Here is a 15,457-nt window from a genome sequence, read left to right as displayed (position 1 = left end):
CCCCCGTTCCCGACAGCGAACGGCGGGTCGTTCCGTCCCACGAAAAGCTCGCGGCTGGAGTCGTTCCTATGAAGCCCGCTTTTCCAGCTGCCAGACCGCAGTATGCAATGCCGTGACGCCCTCCGCAGCGAATCCGGGCTCGGCAGCGAGGATGTCGCGGCGCTCGATGCATTCGACCTGCCAGTCGCGGTCGTACAGCCGATGCACCTCGCCCGCATCGACGGAAAACGGCGGGCCGTCCTTCTCGTCCGGCGGATACTCGAGCGTGATTAGGAGTTCGCGGCAGCCAGCAGGCAGGCGGGCGTGCAATTCGCGCACGTAGCTTTCGCGCATCTGCCGCGGCAGGGCGATCAGCGCGGCGCGATCATAGACAGCTGCGCAGCCGGCCAGCGTCGCCGCATCCAGCGTGAACGCATCGCCGCAGATGATCTCGATCGCGCCGGCGATGAAATGGGTGCCCAGCGGCGACTCGTGGATCTGCGGCGCAAGTCCGTTCTCGCCGAAGAACTGTTCGACGGCGATCCCCGACAGCTCCACGCCCAGCACGCGGTGCCCGCGCGCGGCCAGCCACGCCATGTCCAGCGACTTGCCGCACAGCGGCACGAACACGCGGCTGCCTGCGGCAAGCCCGAGTGACGGCCAGTGTTGCTCCAGCAGCGGCATCACGCGGTCGCGGTGGAAGCCGGTGCGGCCTTCTTTCCACCGCTGTTGCCAGAATGCGGCGTCCATCAGGCCAGCGCCGGCAGTTCGGCTCTCCGCCGCCCGGTGCCAGGCACAGGCCGCGTCCACGGAGGCCGTGCCGCCGTGCGCTGCGACTGCTGCGGGCTAACGTTCGACATGCAGTGCCTCCACCTTCTGCCAGCCGCGCGGCAGCAGCCCGCCGCGACTGGCGCGCGCGCCCATGTATGGATCCAGGTCCTTGAACGACAGCGTCATCGTGCGCGCGCCGGATTTCACCGACAGCGTGCTGCCAGGCGAGACCACGGCGATGGCCACGACGTGCTCGGTGCCGCGCTTGGCCTTGGGGATCTCGATGATCTTGTTGCCCTTGCCCTTGTCGAGTTCCGGCAGTTCGGCGACGGGGAATGCCAGCAGGTGGCCGGCGCTGGTCACCGCGACGATGCGGTCGGCGGCGGTGTCGGCAACCTGCGCCGGCGCCACCACGTGCGCGCCGGCACTGAGCGAGAGCATCGCCTTGCCTGCCTTCTGCCGCCCGGTGAGGTTCTCGAAGCGGGTGACGAAGCCGTAGCCGTGCGACGAGGCGAGCACGAAGCGGGTGTCGCTGTCGGCGGTTGCCAGCGCCTGGAACGATGCGCCCGCGGCCGGCGAGAAGCGCCCGGTCAGCGGCTCGCCGTTGCCGCGTGCCGAGGGCAGCGTGTGCGCGAGGGTCGAGTAGCTGCGCCCGCTGGAATCGAGGAACGCGACCTGCTGTGTGCTGCGTCCGCGCACCGCGCCGAGCAGGCCGTCGCCGTCGCGGTACGACAGCGCCGCCGCGTCGACGTCGTGGCCCTTGGCCGCGCGCACCCAGCCCTTTTCGCTGAGCACGATGGTCATCGGTTCGCTGGCGACCAGTTCGGTTTCGGCCAGCGCCTGCGCGGCTTCGCGCGCGACCAGCGGCGAGCGGCGGGCGTCGCCGAACTTCTTCGCGTCGGCGAGCAGTTCGTCCTTGATCAGTTTGCGCAGCTTCGCCTTCGAGCCGAGGGTGGCGATCAGGCGGTCGCGTTCGCTGTCCAGTTCGTCCTGCTCGCCGCGGATCTTCATTTCCTCCAGCCGCGCCAACTGCTTGAGCTTGGTTTCGAGGATGTATTCGGCCTGGTCGTCGGACAGGTCGAAGCGCGCGATCAATGCCGGCTTGGGTTCGTCCTCGCTGCGGATGATGCGGATCACCTCGTCGAGGTTGAGGAACGCGACCAGCAGGCCTTCGAGCAGGTGCAGGCGGCGCTCGACCTTCTCCAGCCGGTGGTTGAGGCGCCGGGTGACGGTGTCGGCGCGGAACGTCAGCCATTCGGCGAGGATCGCCTTGAGGTTCTTGACCTGCGGGCGGCCGTCCAGGCCGATGATGTTGAGGTTGACCCGGTAGCTCTTCTCGAGATCCGTGGTGGCGAACAGATGGCCCATCAGCTGTTCGGCGTCGACCCGGTTGCTGCGCGGGATCAGCACCACGCGCACGGCGTTGGCGTGGTCGGACTCGTCGCGGATGTCTTCCAGCCACGGCAGTTTCTTGGCGCGCATCTGCGCGGCGATCTGCTCGATCACCTTCGATGGCGACACCTGGTAGGGCAGGGCGGTGATGACGATGTTCGCCGCTTCCCTGGCGAACGTGGCGCGCGCGCGGATGCTGCCGGTGCCGGTCTCGTACATCGCCTGCAGGTCGGTGGCGGCGGTGATGATTTCGGCGGTGGTCGGGTAGTCGGGGCCGCGCACGTGCTCGCACAGGTCGCGCACCGTGGCGTCGGGGTCGTCGAGCAGGCGCACGCAGGCGCTGACGATTTCATTCAGGTTGTGCGGCGGCACGTCGGTGGCCATGCCCACGGCGATGCCGGTGGTGCCGTTGAGCAGCAGGTGCGGCAGGCGCGCCGGCATCCAGGCGGGCTCTTCCAGGGTGCCGTCGAAGTTCGGCGTCCAGTCGACCGTGCCTTGGCCCAGTTCGCCCAGCAGCACCTCGGCGATCGGGGTGAGCTTGGACTCGGTGTAGCGCATCGCCGCGAACGACTTGGGGTCGTCCTGCGAGCCGAAGTTGCCCTGCCCGTCGATCAGCGGGTAGCGGTACGAGAACGGCTGCGCCATCAGCACCATCGCCTCGTAGCAGGCCGAATCGCCGTGCGGGTGGTACTTGCCGATCACGTCGCCCACGGTGCGCGCGGACTTCTTCGGCTTGGCCCCGGCCGCCAGCCCCAGCTCGCTCATCGCGTAGATGATCCGCCGCTGCACCGGCTTGAGTCCGTCGCCGATGAAGGGCAGGGCGCGGTCGAGCACCACGTACATCGAGTAGTCGAGGTAGGCGCGCTCGGCGTACTCGCGCAGCGGGATCTGCTCGAAACCGTGGAAGGTGGGGCGGACGACGGAGTCGGTCATTGCGGAATGGAGGCCTGGATCGGAAGCGATCCGGCAATTCTACCGGCCGCGTCCAAGTCCGGATGGCCCGGCGCTTGCCCCGTGCAAAAAACAAAACCCCCGGCTGGCGGGGGTTCTTGGCAGCCGGGAGCGGGAGCGCGGCTTCAGCGATGCAGTTCGCCGGCCGCCTCGGGCTGGTACTTGATCGACAGCACGCGCAGGTTGATGTGCCGGTTGCCGGGCATCGGCCAGTCGATGCTCTGGCCCACGCGCAGGCCGAGCAGGGCGCTGCCGACCGGGGCGAGGATCGAAACACGGCCGGGCTCGCCGGTGGCATCGCGCGGGTAGACCAGGGTCAGCTCGCGCTCTTCGCCGCTGTTCTCGTCGAGGAAGCGGGCGGTGGAGTTCATGCTGATCACGTCGCCCGGCATCTGCGCCGGTTCGACCACGTCGGCGCTGGAGATCTCGGCTTCGAGGGCGCTGGTGTCGATGCCGCGATCGCTGGCGCTCTCGATCAGGGCCTCGATGCGGTCGTAGTCCAGGCGCGACATGACGATCGACGGACGCGCGGATTGGGGTGTTGCCATGACGGACTCCAAAGCGGAAGGGGGCGGCGCGCTGAGCGCGTCGCCCGCGGGTCAGGTGTGATGTTTCGACGTTAGCCCCGAAGCCGGCGGGCATCAAGCGGGCGCGTCGAGCCATGCCCCGCGGAACCAGCCGGCTCGCGGGGCGCGGACGCGAAAAACCCCCGCAAGCGGGGGTTTTCTACAACCTGGTGCCCGGGAGAGGACTCGAACCTCCACGGAGTTGCCCCCGCTAGCACCTGAAGCTAGTGCGTCTACCAATTCCGCCACCCGGGCGGGTGCAGGCCGCGTATGTTGCGGTGCAAGGCTGGCCTTGTCAACGTTTCCGGCACGGAGTCTTGCGAGGCGGCCGTGTAACATCCACGCGATGGCGAAAACTCCCAGCAAGCGCGGCGGTGTCCGCGGCAAGACCGGTGCCGGAAATGGCAAGCCGGCGGCGAAACGCGATGGTTCGAAACCCGCCGGCAAGGCCGCGGGAGGCAGGAAGCTGCCGGGCTGGATGCCGGACGTGGCGCCCGGACCCCGAAGCCCCGCGGACTCGAAGCCCGCGCGGCGCGGCAAGCCGGAAGCGGGCGCGGCGCATGCCGGCGCAGCGCGACCGGCCGGCGGTCGCGGCGGTGTCCATGACCCGCACGCCGAGCGCGAAGCCGGTCGCTACGAGAACCCGATTGCCAGCCGCGAGGCGATCCTGCAGCTGCTGGTCGACGCCGACGGCCCGCAGTCGGCGCAGTCCCTGGCCGAGCGCCTGCAACTGACCGAGCCCGAGCGCTTCGATGCGCTGGGCAAACGACTGGCGGCGATGGTGCGCGACGGCCAGATCCTGCAGAACCGTCGCGGCGGTTACGTGCCGGCCGAGCGGCTCGACCTGGTGCCGGGCACGGTGATCGCCAACCCCGACGGCTTTGGTTTCCTGCGCCCGGACTCGGGTGTGGGCGACGACCTGTTCCTGCCGCCGTTCGAGATGCGAAAGGTGATGCATGGCGACCGCGTGCTGGCCTCGGTCACCGGCATGGACCGGCGCGGCCGCCGCGAAGGCGCGATCGTCGAGGTGCTGGAGCGGCGCCTGAACCGCCTGATCGGCCGCTTCGAGATGGAGTCGGGGATCAGCTTCGTGGTCCCGGACGATGCCCGCGTGCAGCGCAACATCCAGGTTCCGTCCGACGCGCGGCTCGATGCGAATCCCGGCCAGCTGGTGGTCTGCGAGATCGTGCAGCCGCCGACCTCGCACCGCCCGCCGATCGGCCGCGTGCTGGCGGTGCTGGGCGACAGGCTGACCGCGTCGCTGGCGGTGGAGGCCGCGATCCACGGCCACGAGATCCCGCACGAATTCCCGCCGGAAGTGCTGTCGCAGGCCGCTGCGGTGCCCGTGGATGTCGAGGCCGCCGACGCGGCCGCGCGCGTCGACCTGCGCGCGCTGCCGCTGGTGACCATCGACGGCGAGGACGCCAAGGATTTCGACGACGCGGTGTACTGCGAACCCAATCGCAATGGCTTCCGCCTTGTGGTCGCGATCGCCGACGTGTCGCATTACGTGCGCCCCGGCACGCCGCTGGACGACGAGGCGCAAAAGCGTGCCACGTCGGTGTACTTTCCCGGCTACGTGGTGCCGATGCTGCCCGAGACGCTGTCCAACGGCATCTGTTCGCTGAAGCCGAAGGTCGACCGGCTGTGCTTCGTCTGCGACATGCAGGTGGACCGCAATGGCCAGGTGGCGGAGTCGAAGTTCTACGAGGCGGTGATGAATTCCCACCAGCGCCTGACCTACACCCAGGTCTGGAACGCGGTCGGCGACGGCGTGCCAGAGGAAGACCGCGCGCAGGCACGCGCCTTCGTCGGCGCGCAGCTGCCGCAGGTCGAGCGCCTGCACCAGCTGTATCGCGTGCTCGACAAGGCCCGCCGCCAGCGCGGCGCGATCGATTTCGAGACCTCCGAGGTGCGCTTCGTGCTCGGGCCGCAGGGCGAGGTGACCCAGGCCGGGATGATCCAGCGCAACGACGCGCACAGGCTGATCGAGGAATGCATGATCGCCGCCAACGTCCAGGCGGCGAAGTACCTGCTCGGCACCGGTGTACCGGCGCCGTACCGCGACCACGACAAGCCGCCGGAAGCCAAGTACGCCGACCTGCTCGAATTCCTCAAGGAGTTCCAGCTGCGCATGCCGCCGTGGGCCAAGGTGCGGCCGATGGATTTCCGCAAGCTGCTGGAAACCATCCGCGACCGCCCCGACGCCGCCCTGCTCGAATCGGTGGTGCTGCGCAGCCAGAGCCTGGCGGTGTACGCGCCGGAAAACATCGGCCACTTCGGCCTGGCGCTGGATGCCTACGCGCACTTCACCTCGCCGATCCGCCGCTACCCCGACCTGCTCGTGCACCGCGCGATCAAGCACGCGCTGGCCGGCGGCAACGCCGACCGCTACCGCTATTCGCACAGCGACATGGCGGCGCTGTCGCTGCAGTGCTCGGAGCGCTCGCGCCGCGCCGACGAGGCCCAGCGCGAAGTCGACGACCGCTACCGCGCGGCGTGGATGGAACAGCACGTGGGCAGCGAGTTCGACGGCGTGATCAGCGGCGTCACCAGCTTCGGTCTGTTCGTCGAGTTGGACGAATCGAAGGTCAACGGGCTGGTGCACGTCACCCAGCTGCCCAACGACTACTACCACTTCGACCCGATCCGCAAGACCCTCACCGGCGAGCGCGCCGGCCGCCAGTTCCGCCTGGGTGACCGCGTACGCATCGTGGTGCTCAAGGCCAGCCTGGAGGAGCGCAAGATCGACTTCCGGCTGGTCCGCGAGGACGGCGATGGTGGCGCGAAGCCGCTGTCGCCGCGCGGGCAGCCCGCCAAGCGGACCAAGAAACCCTATTGACCTTGCAGGAGCGCCCCACGGGCGCGATAGCCTTGCCGGGAAGGCCGTCGCGCCCATGGGGCGCTCCTACGACCAGCAGAAGACGACATGAGCAAGGAAAACCAGTGGATCGCCGGCATCAACGCCGTGGCCGCGGCGGTCGAGCACGATGCCGGCAACGTGCGTGAGGTGCTGCTCGAGGCCGGCGCGAAGAATCCGCGCATCGCCGAGATCGAGACCAGCGCGCGGCGCAAGGACATCGACGTGCGCCGGGTCGCCCAGAACGCACTCGACGGCGTCGCCGGCGGCCTGCGCCACCAGGGTGCGGTGGCGCGCTATGCAGCCGCGAAGACCTGGGACGAGGATGCGTTGCCGGGGCTGGTCGAGGCGGCGCAGGGCAAGGCCCTGCTGCTGGTGCTCGACGGCGTGCAGGACCCGCACAACCTGGGCGCCTGCCTGCGCAGCGCGGCAGCCGCGGGCGCAACGGCGGTGGTGATCCCGAAGGACAAGGCGGTGCAGGTCAACGCCACGGTGCGCAAGACTTCGGCCGGCGCGGCGGACAGCGTGCCGGTGGTGCGCGTGACCAACCTGTCGCGCACGCTGCGCGAGGTGCAGAAGCTGGGCGTGTGGATCTACGGACTGGCCGGCGACGCAAGCGCGTCGCTGTACGCGATCGACCTGCGCGGCAACGTCGCGCTGGTGCTCGGCGGCGAGGCCGACGGCCTGCGCCGGCTGACGCGCGAGCACTGCGACCAGCTGGTGACCATCCCGATGCCGGGTGACGCCGCGCAGGGCGTGGAAAGCCTCAACGTGTCGGTCGCTGCGGGCGTGACGTTGTTCGAGGCGGTGCGCCAGCGGCTGGGTTGATTGTCCCCGCCCCAGCCCGTGTAGGAGCGGCGGAAGCCGCGAGCTCTCGCCCTGGTTCGTACCCGCAGTAGCCGGAAAAGGCTGCGCGGGGGCCGCGGTTTGCGCTGAGCCCAAGTGACCTTCCCAAGCCTTCCCACCTTTGCAGGGGAACCAAGGCTCGCGGCTTCCGCCGCTCCTACGGGGTCGCGGGTCGTGCGGCGCGTGCGGCGCCGCCGGCCATCGCCCGCGGCCAGGCATTGGCGATCCTGCAGAACACCTGCGCGGTGCGTTCGGTGTCGTAGACGGCCGAATGTGCTTCCTCGCTGTTCCACTCCAGACCTGCGGCCCTTACCGCGCGCGCGAGCACGGTCTGGCCGTAGGCCACGCCGGCCAGGGTCACCGTGTCGAACACGCTGAACGGGTGGAAGGGATTGCGCTTGTGGCCCACCCGCGCGACCGCGGCATTGAGGAAGTGGAGGTCGAAGTGGGCGTTGTGGCCGACCAGGATCGCGCGCTGGCATTCGTGCCTGCGCACGGCTTCGCGCACCGCGGCGAAGATGTGGTCGAGGGCCTCGCGTTCGGGTTTGGCGAAGCGGAACGGATGGTCGAGGTCGATGCCGGTGACTTCCAGCGATTTCGGATCGATCTCGGTGCCGGGCGCGGGGATGACGTGGGCGCTGGCGACCTCGCCGGGCACCAGTTCACCGGCGTCGTCGAGTTCAAGCGGGATCGCGGCGATTTCCAGCAGCGCGTGGCGGTTCCAGTCGAAGCCGCCGGTCTCCACGTCGACCACCACGGGCAGGTAGCCGCGGAAGCGCTCTGACATCCTGCGGAAGGCGGGTGCGGCGGCGTCGGTCTGCGTCATCGTGTCAAGCCTAGCAGACGGTCTTTTGCAGCGTGGTGGGATGCCGATTGGTAACCGGAGAAAAGCCGTCGGCGGCGTAGGAGCGCCCCATGGGCGCGAGACCATGCCGGAAAACGCATCGCGCCCATGGGGCGCTCCTACAGGCGGGTGCCGAGGATCGTGCCTTCGCGATGCAGCTGGGCCAGCATCGCGGCGCCGTCGTGGAGGAAGGTGCCGGCATCGCCCGCGCCGGCTTCGGCGGCGAGCGCAAGCAGCTGCTCGCGCCCCGACAGGCCCGGCGCCTGATCCAGCCGCTGCAGCAGCCGGAACGTCAGCGCGCCGAGGGTGTGGAAGCTCACGCGGCCATCGGATTCGCGACGCAGCAGCAGCAGGGTCGGCTCGGCGGGCCTCTCCAGCGGCCGGTGGTCCGGTCCGATGCGGTGCACCGGCCAGGCGTACGCCAGCGGCCAGGCCAGCGGCGAGGGCAGCGGACGTCCGGCCAGCAATGCCTGCGCCGGATCCGCCCCGGGCTTGTCGAGCGGGTCGTGCGGGATGTCGTCGCGCGTCGCCTCGCTGATCTGCAGCGCAAGCTCCACCCATTCGTAGTGCGCCAGTTCGCGCAGCCACGGCATCGCCAGGTCTTCATCGCGTGATTCGAGGAAGCGCAGGAACTCGCGCGGCAGCTCGGTGAACAGCGGCGTGCGGCTGCCATGGTCGCGGTAGAACGCATGCACGAGCGCCTGCCAGGCAGCGTCGCCGTGGATGCGCCGCAGCACCGGGAAGTTGCCGCCCAGCAGGCCGGAAACATTGTTGAAGAACAGTTCGCGGTAGACATCCAGGCGCCGTTGCTCGATGCCGGGCGGTGGCGCGTGGGTGGCCGGTTCGCGGATCCATGCCGCGAGCGCGTCGAGCTGCGCCTGCAGCGCGCCGCCGGGCGATGGCGCCGGGGAGCTTTCAGGCGACATGGCGCGCTCCGCTTCCGGCATCCGCGAGGTGCTGGCGCACGATGCCGAGTTCGTCGACGAGCTCCGCGAACGGCGGGAAGTTGAAGTCGCGCTCCAGCAGCGTCGGCCGGCGGCCGTGGATGCGGTAGGCCTCCGCCAGCAGCGCCCAGACCGGGTCGGACACGGCGGCGCCGTGGGTGTCGATCTTCAGGTCGGGCGCCTCGTCGCGATGGCCTGCAACGTGGATGTAGCGGATCCGCGCGGAGGGCAGGGCGCGCAGGAAACCGCTGGCGTCGTAGCCGTGGTTGGTGGCGTTGACGATGATGTTGTTGACGTCGAGCAGCAGTTCGCAGTCGGCTTCGGCGAGCACGGCGTTGACGAAATCGATCTCGGCCATCGTCTGGAACGGCGCGGCGTAGTAGGAAATGTTCTCCACCGCGATGCGCCGGCCGAGGAGGTCCTGCGCCTGGCGGATGCGCGCGGCGACATGGGCGACCGCTTCCTCGGTGAACGGCAGCGGCAGCAGGTCGTAGAGCTGGCCGTGGCTGTCGCCGCAGGCGCTCAGGTGTTCGCTGTAGATCGCGACGTCGTGCGCGTCGAGGAAGCGGCGCAGCCGGCGCAGGAAGGTCTCGTCGAGCTCGGCCGGGCCGCCAAGCGACAGCGACAGGCCGTGGCAGACCAGCGGATGGCGCGCGGCGAGCGCGGCGAATGCGTCGCCCAGCGCGCCGCCGACGCCGATCCAGTTCTCCGGCGCGGCTTCGAGGAAGTCGAACGTGCCGGCCGGTGCGGCCTGCAACGCTCCCAGCAGGGAGCGCCGCAGGCCCAGGCCCACGCTGTCGTCTTTCAGGCCCATGGCCGCGGGCGCGTCAGCGTCGCCCGGTGGCAGCGTGCAGCCGGTGATGAAGCGCGTGCATCACATCCCGCCGCACTTGCCCTCGCCGCACTTGCCTTCCATGCCGGCCTTGTCGCCCGCTTTTGCGTCGCCGGCCTTCTTGTCGGAGCCGCAGCGACCTTCGTGGTGCGCCTTGTGTTCGGCGTCGTCGATGAAGCCGTCCTTGTTGGTGTCGATGCCGTCGAACTTGTCGGTCTTGCCGGCGTGCGCGGCTGCGAATTCGTCACGCGAGATCTTGCCGTCCTTGTCCGAGTCCATCGCGGCGACGCCGCACTTGCCTTCCTTCATCTTGCCGGCGCCGCAGGAGCCTTCCTTCATCTTGTCCGCGCCGCAGGAACCTTCCTTCGCCTTTTCGGCCGGGGCGGCTTCCTGCGCGCCGAGCAGGTAGCCCTGGGCGAGCGGGGTGGAGGCGAATGCGGAGCCGGACAGCATCAGTCCGCTGGCAAGGGTGGCGCCGATGGCGAGCGCGACGGGTTTCCTGTTCTGGGACATGGCTTCTCTCCTGGGGTACGGGCGGGGGCCCGGGTGTGGAGTGGCGATGTTAACCCGATGCCGTGCGTGCGATTCGTCCTGGCCGGCCGGGCATCGGCCGGTGCATGGCAAGCCTTCAGGCAGGCCGGGCGACGCGCCGCCGCAGCGGCCGAGGAGATCGACACGTGTACAGGTTGCGATCAGTTCCGTGCCTGCCTCGGGGCGCTGGGATGGGCATCGACTGGTTTCGCGCGCGGAGCAATCGTCGGCCTGCCTCACGTGGCGGTGTTGGTCTCGTCGCGCTTCTCGCGCGGCGGCAGCGGGGCGTCGGCGTGGACCTGGAACCAGATGTTCTCGGCGATGTTGGTGGCGTGGTCGCCGATGCGCTCCAGATTCTTGGCCATGAACAGCAGGTGGGTGCACGGTGTGATCGCGCGCGCGTCTTCCATCATGTAGGTCAGCAGTTCGCGGAACAGGCCGGTGTACTCGGCATCGAGTTCCGCGTCGCGGGCGCGCACCCGCTGCGCCGCCTCGGCGTCGTTGTCGCGATAGGCCTCCAGCACCGCCCGCACCTGGCGCACCGCCAGCATGCCCAGCGCGTGCAGGCCGCGGATGTGCGGCAACGGCGGCGACAGGTTCAGCGCCTTTGAGCGCTTGGCGACGTTGGCCGCGTAGTCGCCGATGCGCTCGATGTCCGAGGCGATGCGCAGCGTGGCGAGGATCTCGCGCAGGTCGCGCGCCATCGGCCCGCGCAGCGCCAGGGTCATGGCGTCGTGGCTGATCGTGGTTTCCAGCGCATCGATGGCTTCATCGTTGGCGACGATGCGCTCGGCGGCGCGGTCGTCGCGGCGCTCGACCACGTCCAGCGCGGCCTCAAGCTGCGACGCGGCCATCTCGCCCATGCGCAGGATCTCGCCGATGACGCGGTTGCGCTCCTCGTCGTGGCTTTTGACGATGTGGTCGTGGGGTTGGGTGGTCATGGTGTGTCCTGGATGAGGGCTTGGCTCGATGGTCCGCTGCTGCCATCCATGGCGAAACGACGTGGGCTTCGGGTCGCCCGGCCCGGCCATCCATGGCCGGGCGTTCGGGGACGCAGCCGATGCCGATAGGGCATCGGCCGGGCGCGTCCCCTCACCCAAACCGCCCCGTGATGTAGTCCTCGGTCTGCCGCTTCGAGGGGTTGGAGAAGATCGTCTCCGTCGGCCCGTGCTCGACCAGGTCGCCCAGATACATGAAGGCGGTGAAGTCGGACACGCGCGCGGCCTGCTGCATGTTGTGGGTGACGATGGCGATGGTGTAATCGACCTTCAGCTCCTCGACCAGCTGTTCGATGCGGCTGGTGGAGATCGGGTCCAGCGCCGAGGTCGGTTCGTCGAGCAGCAGCACGTCGGGCTTGAGCGCCACCGCGCGGGCGATGCACAGCCGCTGCTGCTGGCCGCCGGACAGGCCCAGCGCGCTCTGGCCGAGCTTGTCCTTGACCTCGTCCCACAGCGCCGCCTGGCGCAGCGCCTGCTCGACGCGAACGGCCATCTCCGCCTTCGACAGTTTCTCGTGGTGGCGGATCGCGTAGGCGATGTTCTCGAAGATCGTCATCGGGAACGGCACCGGCTTCTGGAACACCATGCCCACCTTGCTGCGCAGCCGGTTCATCGGGTACTTCGGCGACAGGATGTCCTCGCCGTCGAGCAGTACCTGGCCGCTGGCGACCAGCTTCGGGTAGAGCGCGTAGATGCGGTTGAAGATGCGCAGCAGGGTCGACTTGCCGCAGCCCGACGGCCCGATCAGCGCGGTCACGCGCTTCTCCGGGATCTCCAGGTCGATGTCCTTCAGCGCGTGGAACCTGTCGTAATGGAAGTTCAGGCCGCGCGCGGCCAGCTTGACCGGCGCCGCCGCGCCTGCCGTGCGGGCGGTCGTGGCGACGGCGATCCGCGGCGACGCGACGTCAGTGGCGTGGAGGTCGTTCATGGCGTTGTTCCGGGAGGAAGAGGTGAACATGGCGATCTTCAGTCGTTGACGATGCGCTTGCGAAGCAGTAGGGCGCGCGCGCCGAGGCTGACCAGCAGCACGAACACCGTGAGCACCAGCGCACCGGCCCAGGCCAGCTGCTGCCAGGTCTCGTAGGGGCTGCCGGCGAACTGGTACATCACCACCGGAACGCTCGCCATCGGCTGCATGACGTTGCCATTCCAGTACTGGTTGCCGAAGGCGGTGAACAGCAGCGGCGCGGTCTCGCCGCTGATGCGGGCGAGCGCGAGCAGGATGCCGGTGACGATGCCCGCCGACGCGCTGCGGTACAGCACCTGCACGATCACCTTCCATTGCGGCACGCCGAGTGAGAGCGCAGCCTCGCGCATCTGCACCGGGACGAGGCGCAGCATCTCGTCGGTGGTGCGCACCACCACCGGCAGCACGATGAAGGCCAGCGAGATCGCGCCGGCCAGGGCCGAGAAGTTGCCGCCGGTCTGCATCACCACCAGGGTGTAGACGAACAGGCCCAGCACGATCGACGGCGCCGACAGCAGGATGTCGTTGACGAAACGCACCACCGTGCCGACCTTGCGCGCGTTGCCGTACTCGGCCAGCCAGGTGCCAGCCGCCACGCCCAGCGGCGTGCCCATCGCGATCGCCAGCCCGCACATCACCGCGCTGCCGAAGAAGGCGTTGAGCAGTCCGCCCGTTTCCATCGGTGGCGGTGTCATCTGGGTGAACAGCGCCAGGTTGATGCCGCCGGCGGCCTTGGCCACCAGCGTCCACAGGATCCACGCCAGGAAGACCAACCCGAACACCGCGGCCACGCACGAGAGCGTCAGCGCGGCCCGGTTGAGCAGCTTGCGGCGCGTGTAGAGCCGGTCGGCGACGGCGAATTCGCGTGAGACGGCGTTCATCAGTTGCCCTCCCGGCGCGCCAGCTGCGCCAGCATCAGTCGCGCCAGCGCCAGCACCACGAAGGTGACGATGAACAGCACGAAGCCGAGCAGCAGCAGCGCCGAGCGGTAGGTCTCCGTGGCCTCGCCGAAGTCGTTGGCAATCAGCGCGGCGATGGTGGTGCCGGGCTCCAGCAGCGAGGGCGACAGCCGCACCGCGTTGCCGACCACGAAGGCCACCGCCATCGTTTCGCCGAGCGCACGGCCCAGGCCAAGGAAGATGCCGCCGATCACCGCCGAGCGCGTGTACGGCAGCACGATGTCCCAGCTGACTTCCCAGCGCGTGGAGCCGAGCGCATAGGCCGATTCCTTCAGCCGCGTCGGCACGGTGAGGAACACCTCGCGCATCACCGAGGTGACGAACGGGATCACCATGATTGCCAGCACGAATCCCGCGGTGAGGATGCCGATGCCCAGTGGCGGCCCTTGGAACAGCGCGCCGATCAGCGGCAGCGTTCCCAGGTGGTCGTTGAGCCACGGCGTGACGTGCTCGGTCATCACCGGCACCAGCACGAACAGGCCCCACATGCCGTAGATGATCGAGGGAATGCCGGCGAGCAGTTCGATCGCCGTGCCCACCGGCCCGCGCAGCCAGCGCGGCGCGACTTCGGTGAGGAACAGCGCGATGCCGAAGCTGATCGGCACGCCGATCAACATCGCGATGATGGCGGTGACGACGGTGCCGTAGATAGGCGCCAGCGCGCCGTACCTGTTCTCGACCGGGTTCCATTCGGCTGAAAGGAAGAAGCCCAGCCCCTCGTGCGCGAGGACCTCGCGCCCGCCCCAGAGCATCGACAGCGCCGCGCCGGCCAGTGCGACCAGCACGAACACGACCGCCGCGGCCAGGGTGCGGCGGAACAGCCTGTCGTTGCGGGCATCCCGCACGTCGCGCCCGGTGGGTGCGACGGCGGTGGAGAGGACGGATGCGTTCATCGGGAGGCCGGTGGCGTGCGATTACCTGGCGAACTCGGTCGACCAGTAGGCCTCGATCTGCTGCACCAGCTCCGGCGGCAGGGCCACGTAGTCGAGCGCTTCGGCCTGCTGCTGGCCGTTCTCGAAGGCCCACTTGAAGAAGGCCAGCGCGTTGGCCGAGCGCTGCGCATCCTGCGGCTGCTTGTACATCAGGATGAAATTGGTGGCGGTGATCGGCCAGGCCTGGTCGCCGGGCGCGTTGGTGATGACCAGGTTGAAGTCGCTGGCGTTCTTCCAGTCGGCACCCGCGGCCGCGGCCTGGAACGTCGCGGCGTTGGGCTGCACCCAGTTGCCGGCGGCGTTCTGCATCGACAGGTAGTTCATCCTGTTCTGCAGCGCGTAGGCCAGTTCGATGTAGCCGATGGAGCCCTTGATCTGCTGCACGTACGAGGCCACGCCTTCGTTGCCCTTGCCGCCGACGCCGCCGGTCCACTGCACCGACTTGCCTTCGCCGACCCTGGACTTCCACTCCGGATTGACCTTGGACAGGTAGTTGGTGAAGTTGAAGGTGGTGCCCGAGCCGTCGGAACGATGCACGAGGTTGATCTTCAGGTCGGGCAGGGCGACGCCCGGGTTGAGCGCGGCGATTGCCGGGTCGTTCCAGCTGGCGACCTTGCCCAGGTAGATGTCGCCGAGCACGGCGCCGGTGACGCGCAGCTTGCCGGGCTCGAAGCCTTCCAGGTTGACCACCGGCACCACGCCGCCGATGGCCGAGGGGAACTGGCCGAGGCCGGCTTCGGCCAGCTCCTCGCTCGACAGCGGCGCATCGGACGAACCGAAATCGACCGTGCCGGCCTTGATCTGGGCGATGCCGCCGCCGGAGCCGATCGACTGGTAGTTGACCTTGTTGCCGGTCGCCTTGTTGTAGTCGGACGACCACTTGGAGATCAGCGGATAGATGAAGGTGGCGCCGGCGCCGGTGATGTTGGCCGCGACCTTGTCGCCGGCTCCGGTGCCGCCGCTGGCGCCCGGAGCGCTGGCCTCGCCTGCCGGCGCCTGGTCGCCCGTGGGCTGGCAAGCCGCGACGAACAGCAGGGTGGACAGGGCGAGCGTGGTGGTGCGGAAGATCGACGTGTTCATGTGGG

General features: G+C 69.1%; 14 protein-coding genes and 1 tRNA gene. 2 read left to right on the top strand and 13 right to left on the bottom strand.

The annotated features are described in order from the left end of the window. Positions 1-66: 66 nt before the first annotated feature. The 4 genes from H570_RS0114230 to H570_RS0114215 all read right to left on the bottom strand — a co-directional run bounded on the left by H570_RS0114230 (position 67) and on the right by H570_RS0114215 (position 3,914). On the bottom strand, positions 67-729 hold the full coding sequence (locus H570_RS0114230; RefSeq protein WP_027081329.1) for a thiopurine S-methyltransferase: 663 nt from the start codon (positions 727-729) through the stop codon (positions 67-69). 96 nt (positions 730-825) lie between these two features. Next, positions 826-3,075, bottom strand: a complete 2,250-nt coding sequence (parC, locus tag H570_RS0114225) for a DNA topoisomerase IV subunit A (protein WP_027081328.1) — start codon at positions 3,073-3,075, stop codon at positions 826-828. Between the two features lie 143 nt (positions 3,076-3,218). Beyond that, entirely contained in the window at positions 3,219-3,641 is a 423-nt protein-coding gene (gene rnk / locus H570_RS0114220) for a nucleoside diphosphate kinase regulator (protein ID WP_027081327.1), read from the bottom strand. Positions 3,642-3,827: 186 nt separating this feature from the next. After that, a tRNA-Leu gene (locus tag H570_RS0114215) sits at positions 3,828-3,914 on the bottom strand. Positions 3,915-4,005: 91 nt separating this feature from the next. Here H570_RS0114215 and rnr point away from each other — a divergent pair. Together rnr and rlmB are read left to right on the top strand one after the other, a co-directional pair. After that, on the top strand, positions 4,006-6,501 hold the full coding sequence (gene rnr, locus H570_RS0114210) for a ribonuclease R (protein WP_027081326.1): 2,496 nt from the start codon (positions 4,006-4,008) through the stop codon (positions 6,499-6,501). An 87-nt stretch (positions 6,502-6,588) separates the two neighbouring features. Then, positions 6,589-7,347, top strand: coding sequence for a 23S rRNA (guanosine(2251)-2'-O)-methyltransferase RlmB (gene rlmB / locus H570_RS0114205; protein WP_027081325.1), 759 nt, complete (start codon positions 6,589-6,591; stop codon positions 7,345-7,347). A gap of 175 nt (positions 7,348-7,522) precedes the next feature. Here the strand turns inward: rlmB and rnt are convergent, their stop codons facing one another. From rnt to pstS, 9 genes are all read right to left on the bottom strand, one after another. Next, positions 7,523-8,191: a ribonuclease T gene (gene rnt, locus H570_RS17715; RefSeq protein WP_051176442.1), complete on the bottom strand. Its 669-nt coding sequence runs from the start codon at positions 8,189-8,191 to the stop codon at positions 7,523-7,525. Positions 8,192-8,328: 137 nt separating this feature from the next. Then, positions 8,329-9,135, bottom strand: coding sequence for an HvfC family RiPP maturation protein (locus H570_RS0114195; protein ID WP_051176483.1), 807 nt, complete (start codon positions 9,133-9,135; stop codon positions 8,329-8,331). After that, positions 9,125-9,967, bottom strand: a complete 843-nt coding sequence (locus H570_RS0114190) for an HvfB family MNIO-type RiPP peptide maturase (protein WP_027081323.1) — start codon at positions 9,965-9,967, stop codon at positions 9,125-9,127. The genes H570_RS0114195 and H570_RS0114190 overlap by 11 nt, the downstream gene beginning before the upstream one ends. A 60-nt stretch (positions 9,968-10,027) precedes the next feature. Beyond that, on the bottom strand, positions 10,028-10,498 hold the full coding sequence (locus tag H570_RS17710; RefSeq protein ID WP_051176441.1) for an HvfA family oxazolone/thioamide-modified RiPP metallophore: 471 nt from the start codon (positions 10,496-10,498) through the stop codon (positions 10,028-10,030). A gap of 254 nt (positions 10,499-10,752) precedes the next feature. Further along, entirely contained in the window at positions 10,753-11,457 is a 705-nt protein-coding gene (gene phoU, locus H570_RS0114180; protein WP_027081322.1) for a phosphate signaling complex protein PhoU, read from the bottom strand. A 151-nt stretch (positions 11,458-11,608) separates the two neighbouring features. Continuing rightward, positions 11,609-12,442: a phosphate ABC transporter ATP-binding protein PstB gene (gene pstB, locus H570_RS0114175; RefSeq protein ID WP_027081321.1), complete on the bottom strand. Its 834-nt coding sequence runs from the start codon at positions 12,440-12,442 to the stop codon at positions 11,609-11,611. Between the two features lie 38 nt (positions 12,443-12,480). After that, the gene (pstA, locus tag H570_RS0114170; protein ID WP_027081320.1) at positions 12,481-13,362 is read right to left on the bottom strand and encodes a phosphate ABC transporter permease PstA; all 882 of its coding nucleotides are present in this window, start codon (positions 13,360-13,362) and stop codon (positions 12,481-12,483) included. Continuing rightward, on the bottom strand, positions 13,362-14,333 hold the full coding sequence (gene pstC / locus H570_RS0114165; protein ID WP_027081319.1) for a phosphate ABC transporter permease subunit PstC: 972 nt from the start codon (positions 14,331-14,333) through the stop codon (positions 13,362-13,364). Before pstC ends, pstA begins: the two co-directional genes overlap by 1 nt. Before the next feature lie 21 nt (positions 14,334-14,354). Then, positions 14,355-15,452 (bottom strand): phosphate ABC transporter substrate-binding protein PstS, encoded by a 1,098-nt coding sequence (pstS, locus tag H570_RS0114160; RefSeq protein ID WP_027081318.1) that lies wholly within the window; start codon positions 15,450-15,452, stop codon positions 14,355-14,357. Positions 15,453-15,457: the final 5 nt, after the last annotated feature.

It is taken from the genome of Luteimonas mephitis DSM 12574 (genome assembly GCF_000422305.1).
GTDB lineage: Bacteria > Pseudomonadota > Gammaproteobacteria > Xanthomonadales > Xanthomonadaceae > Luteimonas > Luteimonas mephitis.
This window is presented reverse-complemented; position numbering and strand designations above follow the sequence as displayed.

What these genes read in the sequence shown, in the direction of transcription:
- H570_RS0114195 (WP_051176483.1), bottom strand. Translation starts at nt 9,135, where the DNA reads ATGTCGCCTGAAAGCTCCCCGGCGCCATCGCCCGGCGGCGCGCTGCAG.
- H570_RS0114190 (WP_027081323.1), bottom strand. Translation starts at nt 9,967, where the DNA reads ATGGGCCTGAAAGACGACAGCGTGGGCCTGGGCCTGCGGCGCTCCCTG.
- pstC (WP_027081319.1), bottom strand. Translation starts at nt 14,333, where the DNA reads ATGAACGCATCCGTCCTCTCCACCGCCGTCGCACCCACCGGGCGCGAC.
- rnk (WP_027081327.1), bottom strand. Translation starts at nt 3,641, where the DNA reads ATGGCAACACCCCAATCCGCGCGTCCGTCGATCGTCATGTCGCGCCTG.
- rnt (WP_051176442.1), bottom strand. Translation starts at nt 8,191, where the DNA reads ATGACGCAGACCGACGCCGCCGCACCCGCCTTCCGCAGGATGTCAGAG.
- parC (WP_027081328.1), bottom strand. Translation starts at nt 3,075, where the DNA reads ATGACCGACTCCGTCGTCCGCCCCACCTTCCACGGTTTCGAGCAGATC.
- phoU (WP_027081322.1), bottom strand. Translation starts at nt 11,457, where the DNA reads ATGACCACCCAACCCCACGACCACATCGTCAAAAGCCACGACGAGGAG.
- pstA (WP_027081320.1), bottom strand. Translation starts at nt 13,362, where the DNA reads ATGAACGCCGTCTCACGCGAATTCGCCGTCGCCGACCGGCTCTACACG.
- H570_RS0114230 (WP_027081329.1), bottom strand. Translation starts at nt 729, where the DNA reads ATGGACGCCGCATTCTGGCAACAGCGGTGGAAAGAAGGCCGCACCGGC.
- pstS (WP_027081318.1), bottom strand. Translation starts at nt 15,452, where the DNA reads ATGAACACGTCGATCTTCCGCACCACCACGCTCGCCCTGTCCACCCTG.
- H570_RS17710 (WP_051176441.1), bottom strand. Translation starts at nt 10,498, where the DNA reads ATGTCCCAGAACAGGAAACCCGTCGCGCTCGCCATCGGCGCCACCCTT.
- rnr (WP_027081326.1), top strand. Translation starts at nt 4,006, where the DNA reads ATGGCGAAAACTCCCAGCAAGCGCGGCGGTGTCCGCGGCAAGACCGGT.
- pstB (WP_027081321.1), bottom strand. Translation starts at nt 12,442, where the DNA reads ATGAACGACCTCCACGCCACTGACGTCGCGTCGCCGCGGATCGCCGTC.
- rlmB (WP_027081325.1), top strand. Translation starts at nt 6,589, where the DNA reads ATGAGCAAGGAAAACCAGTGGATCGCCGGCATCAACGCCGTGGCCGCG.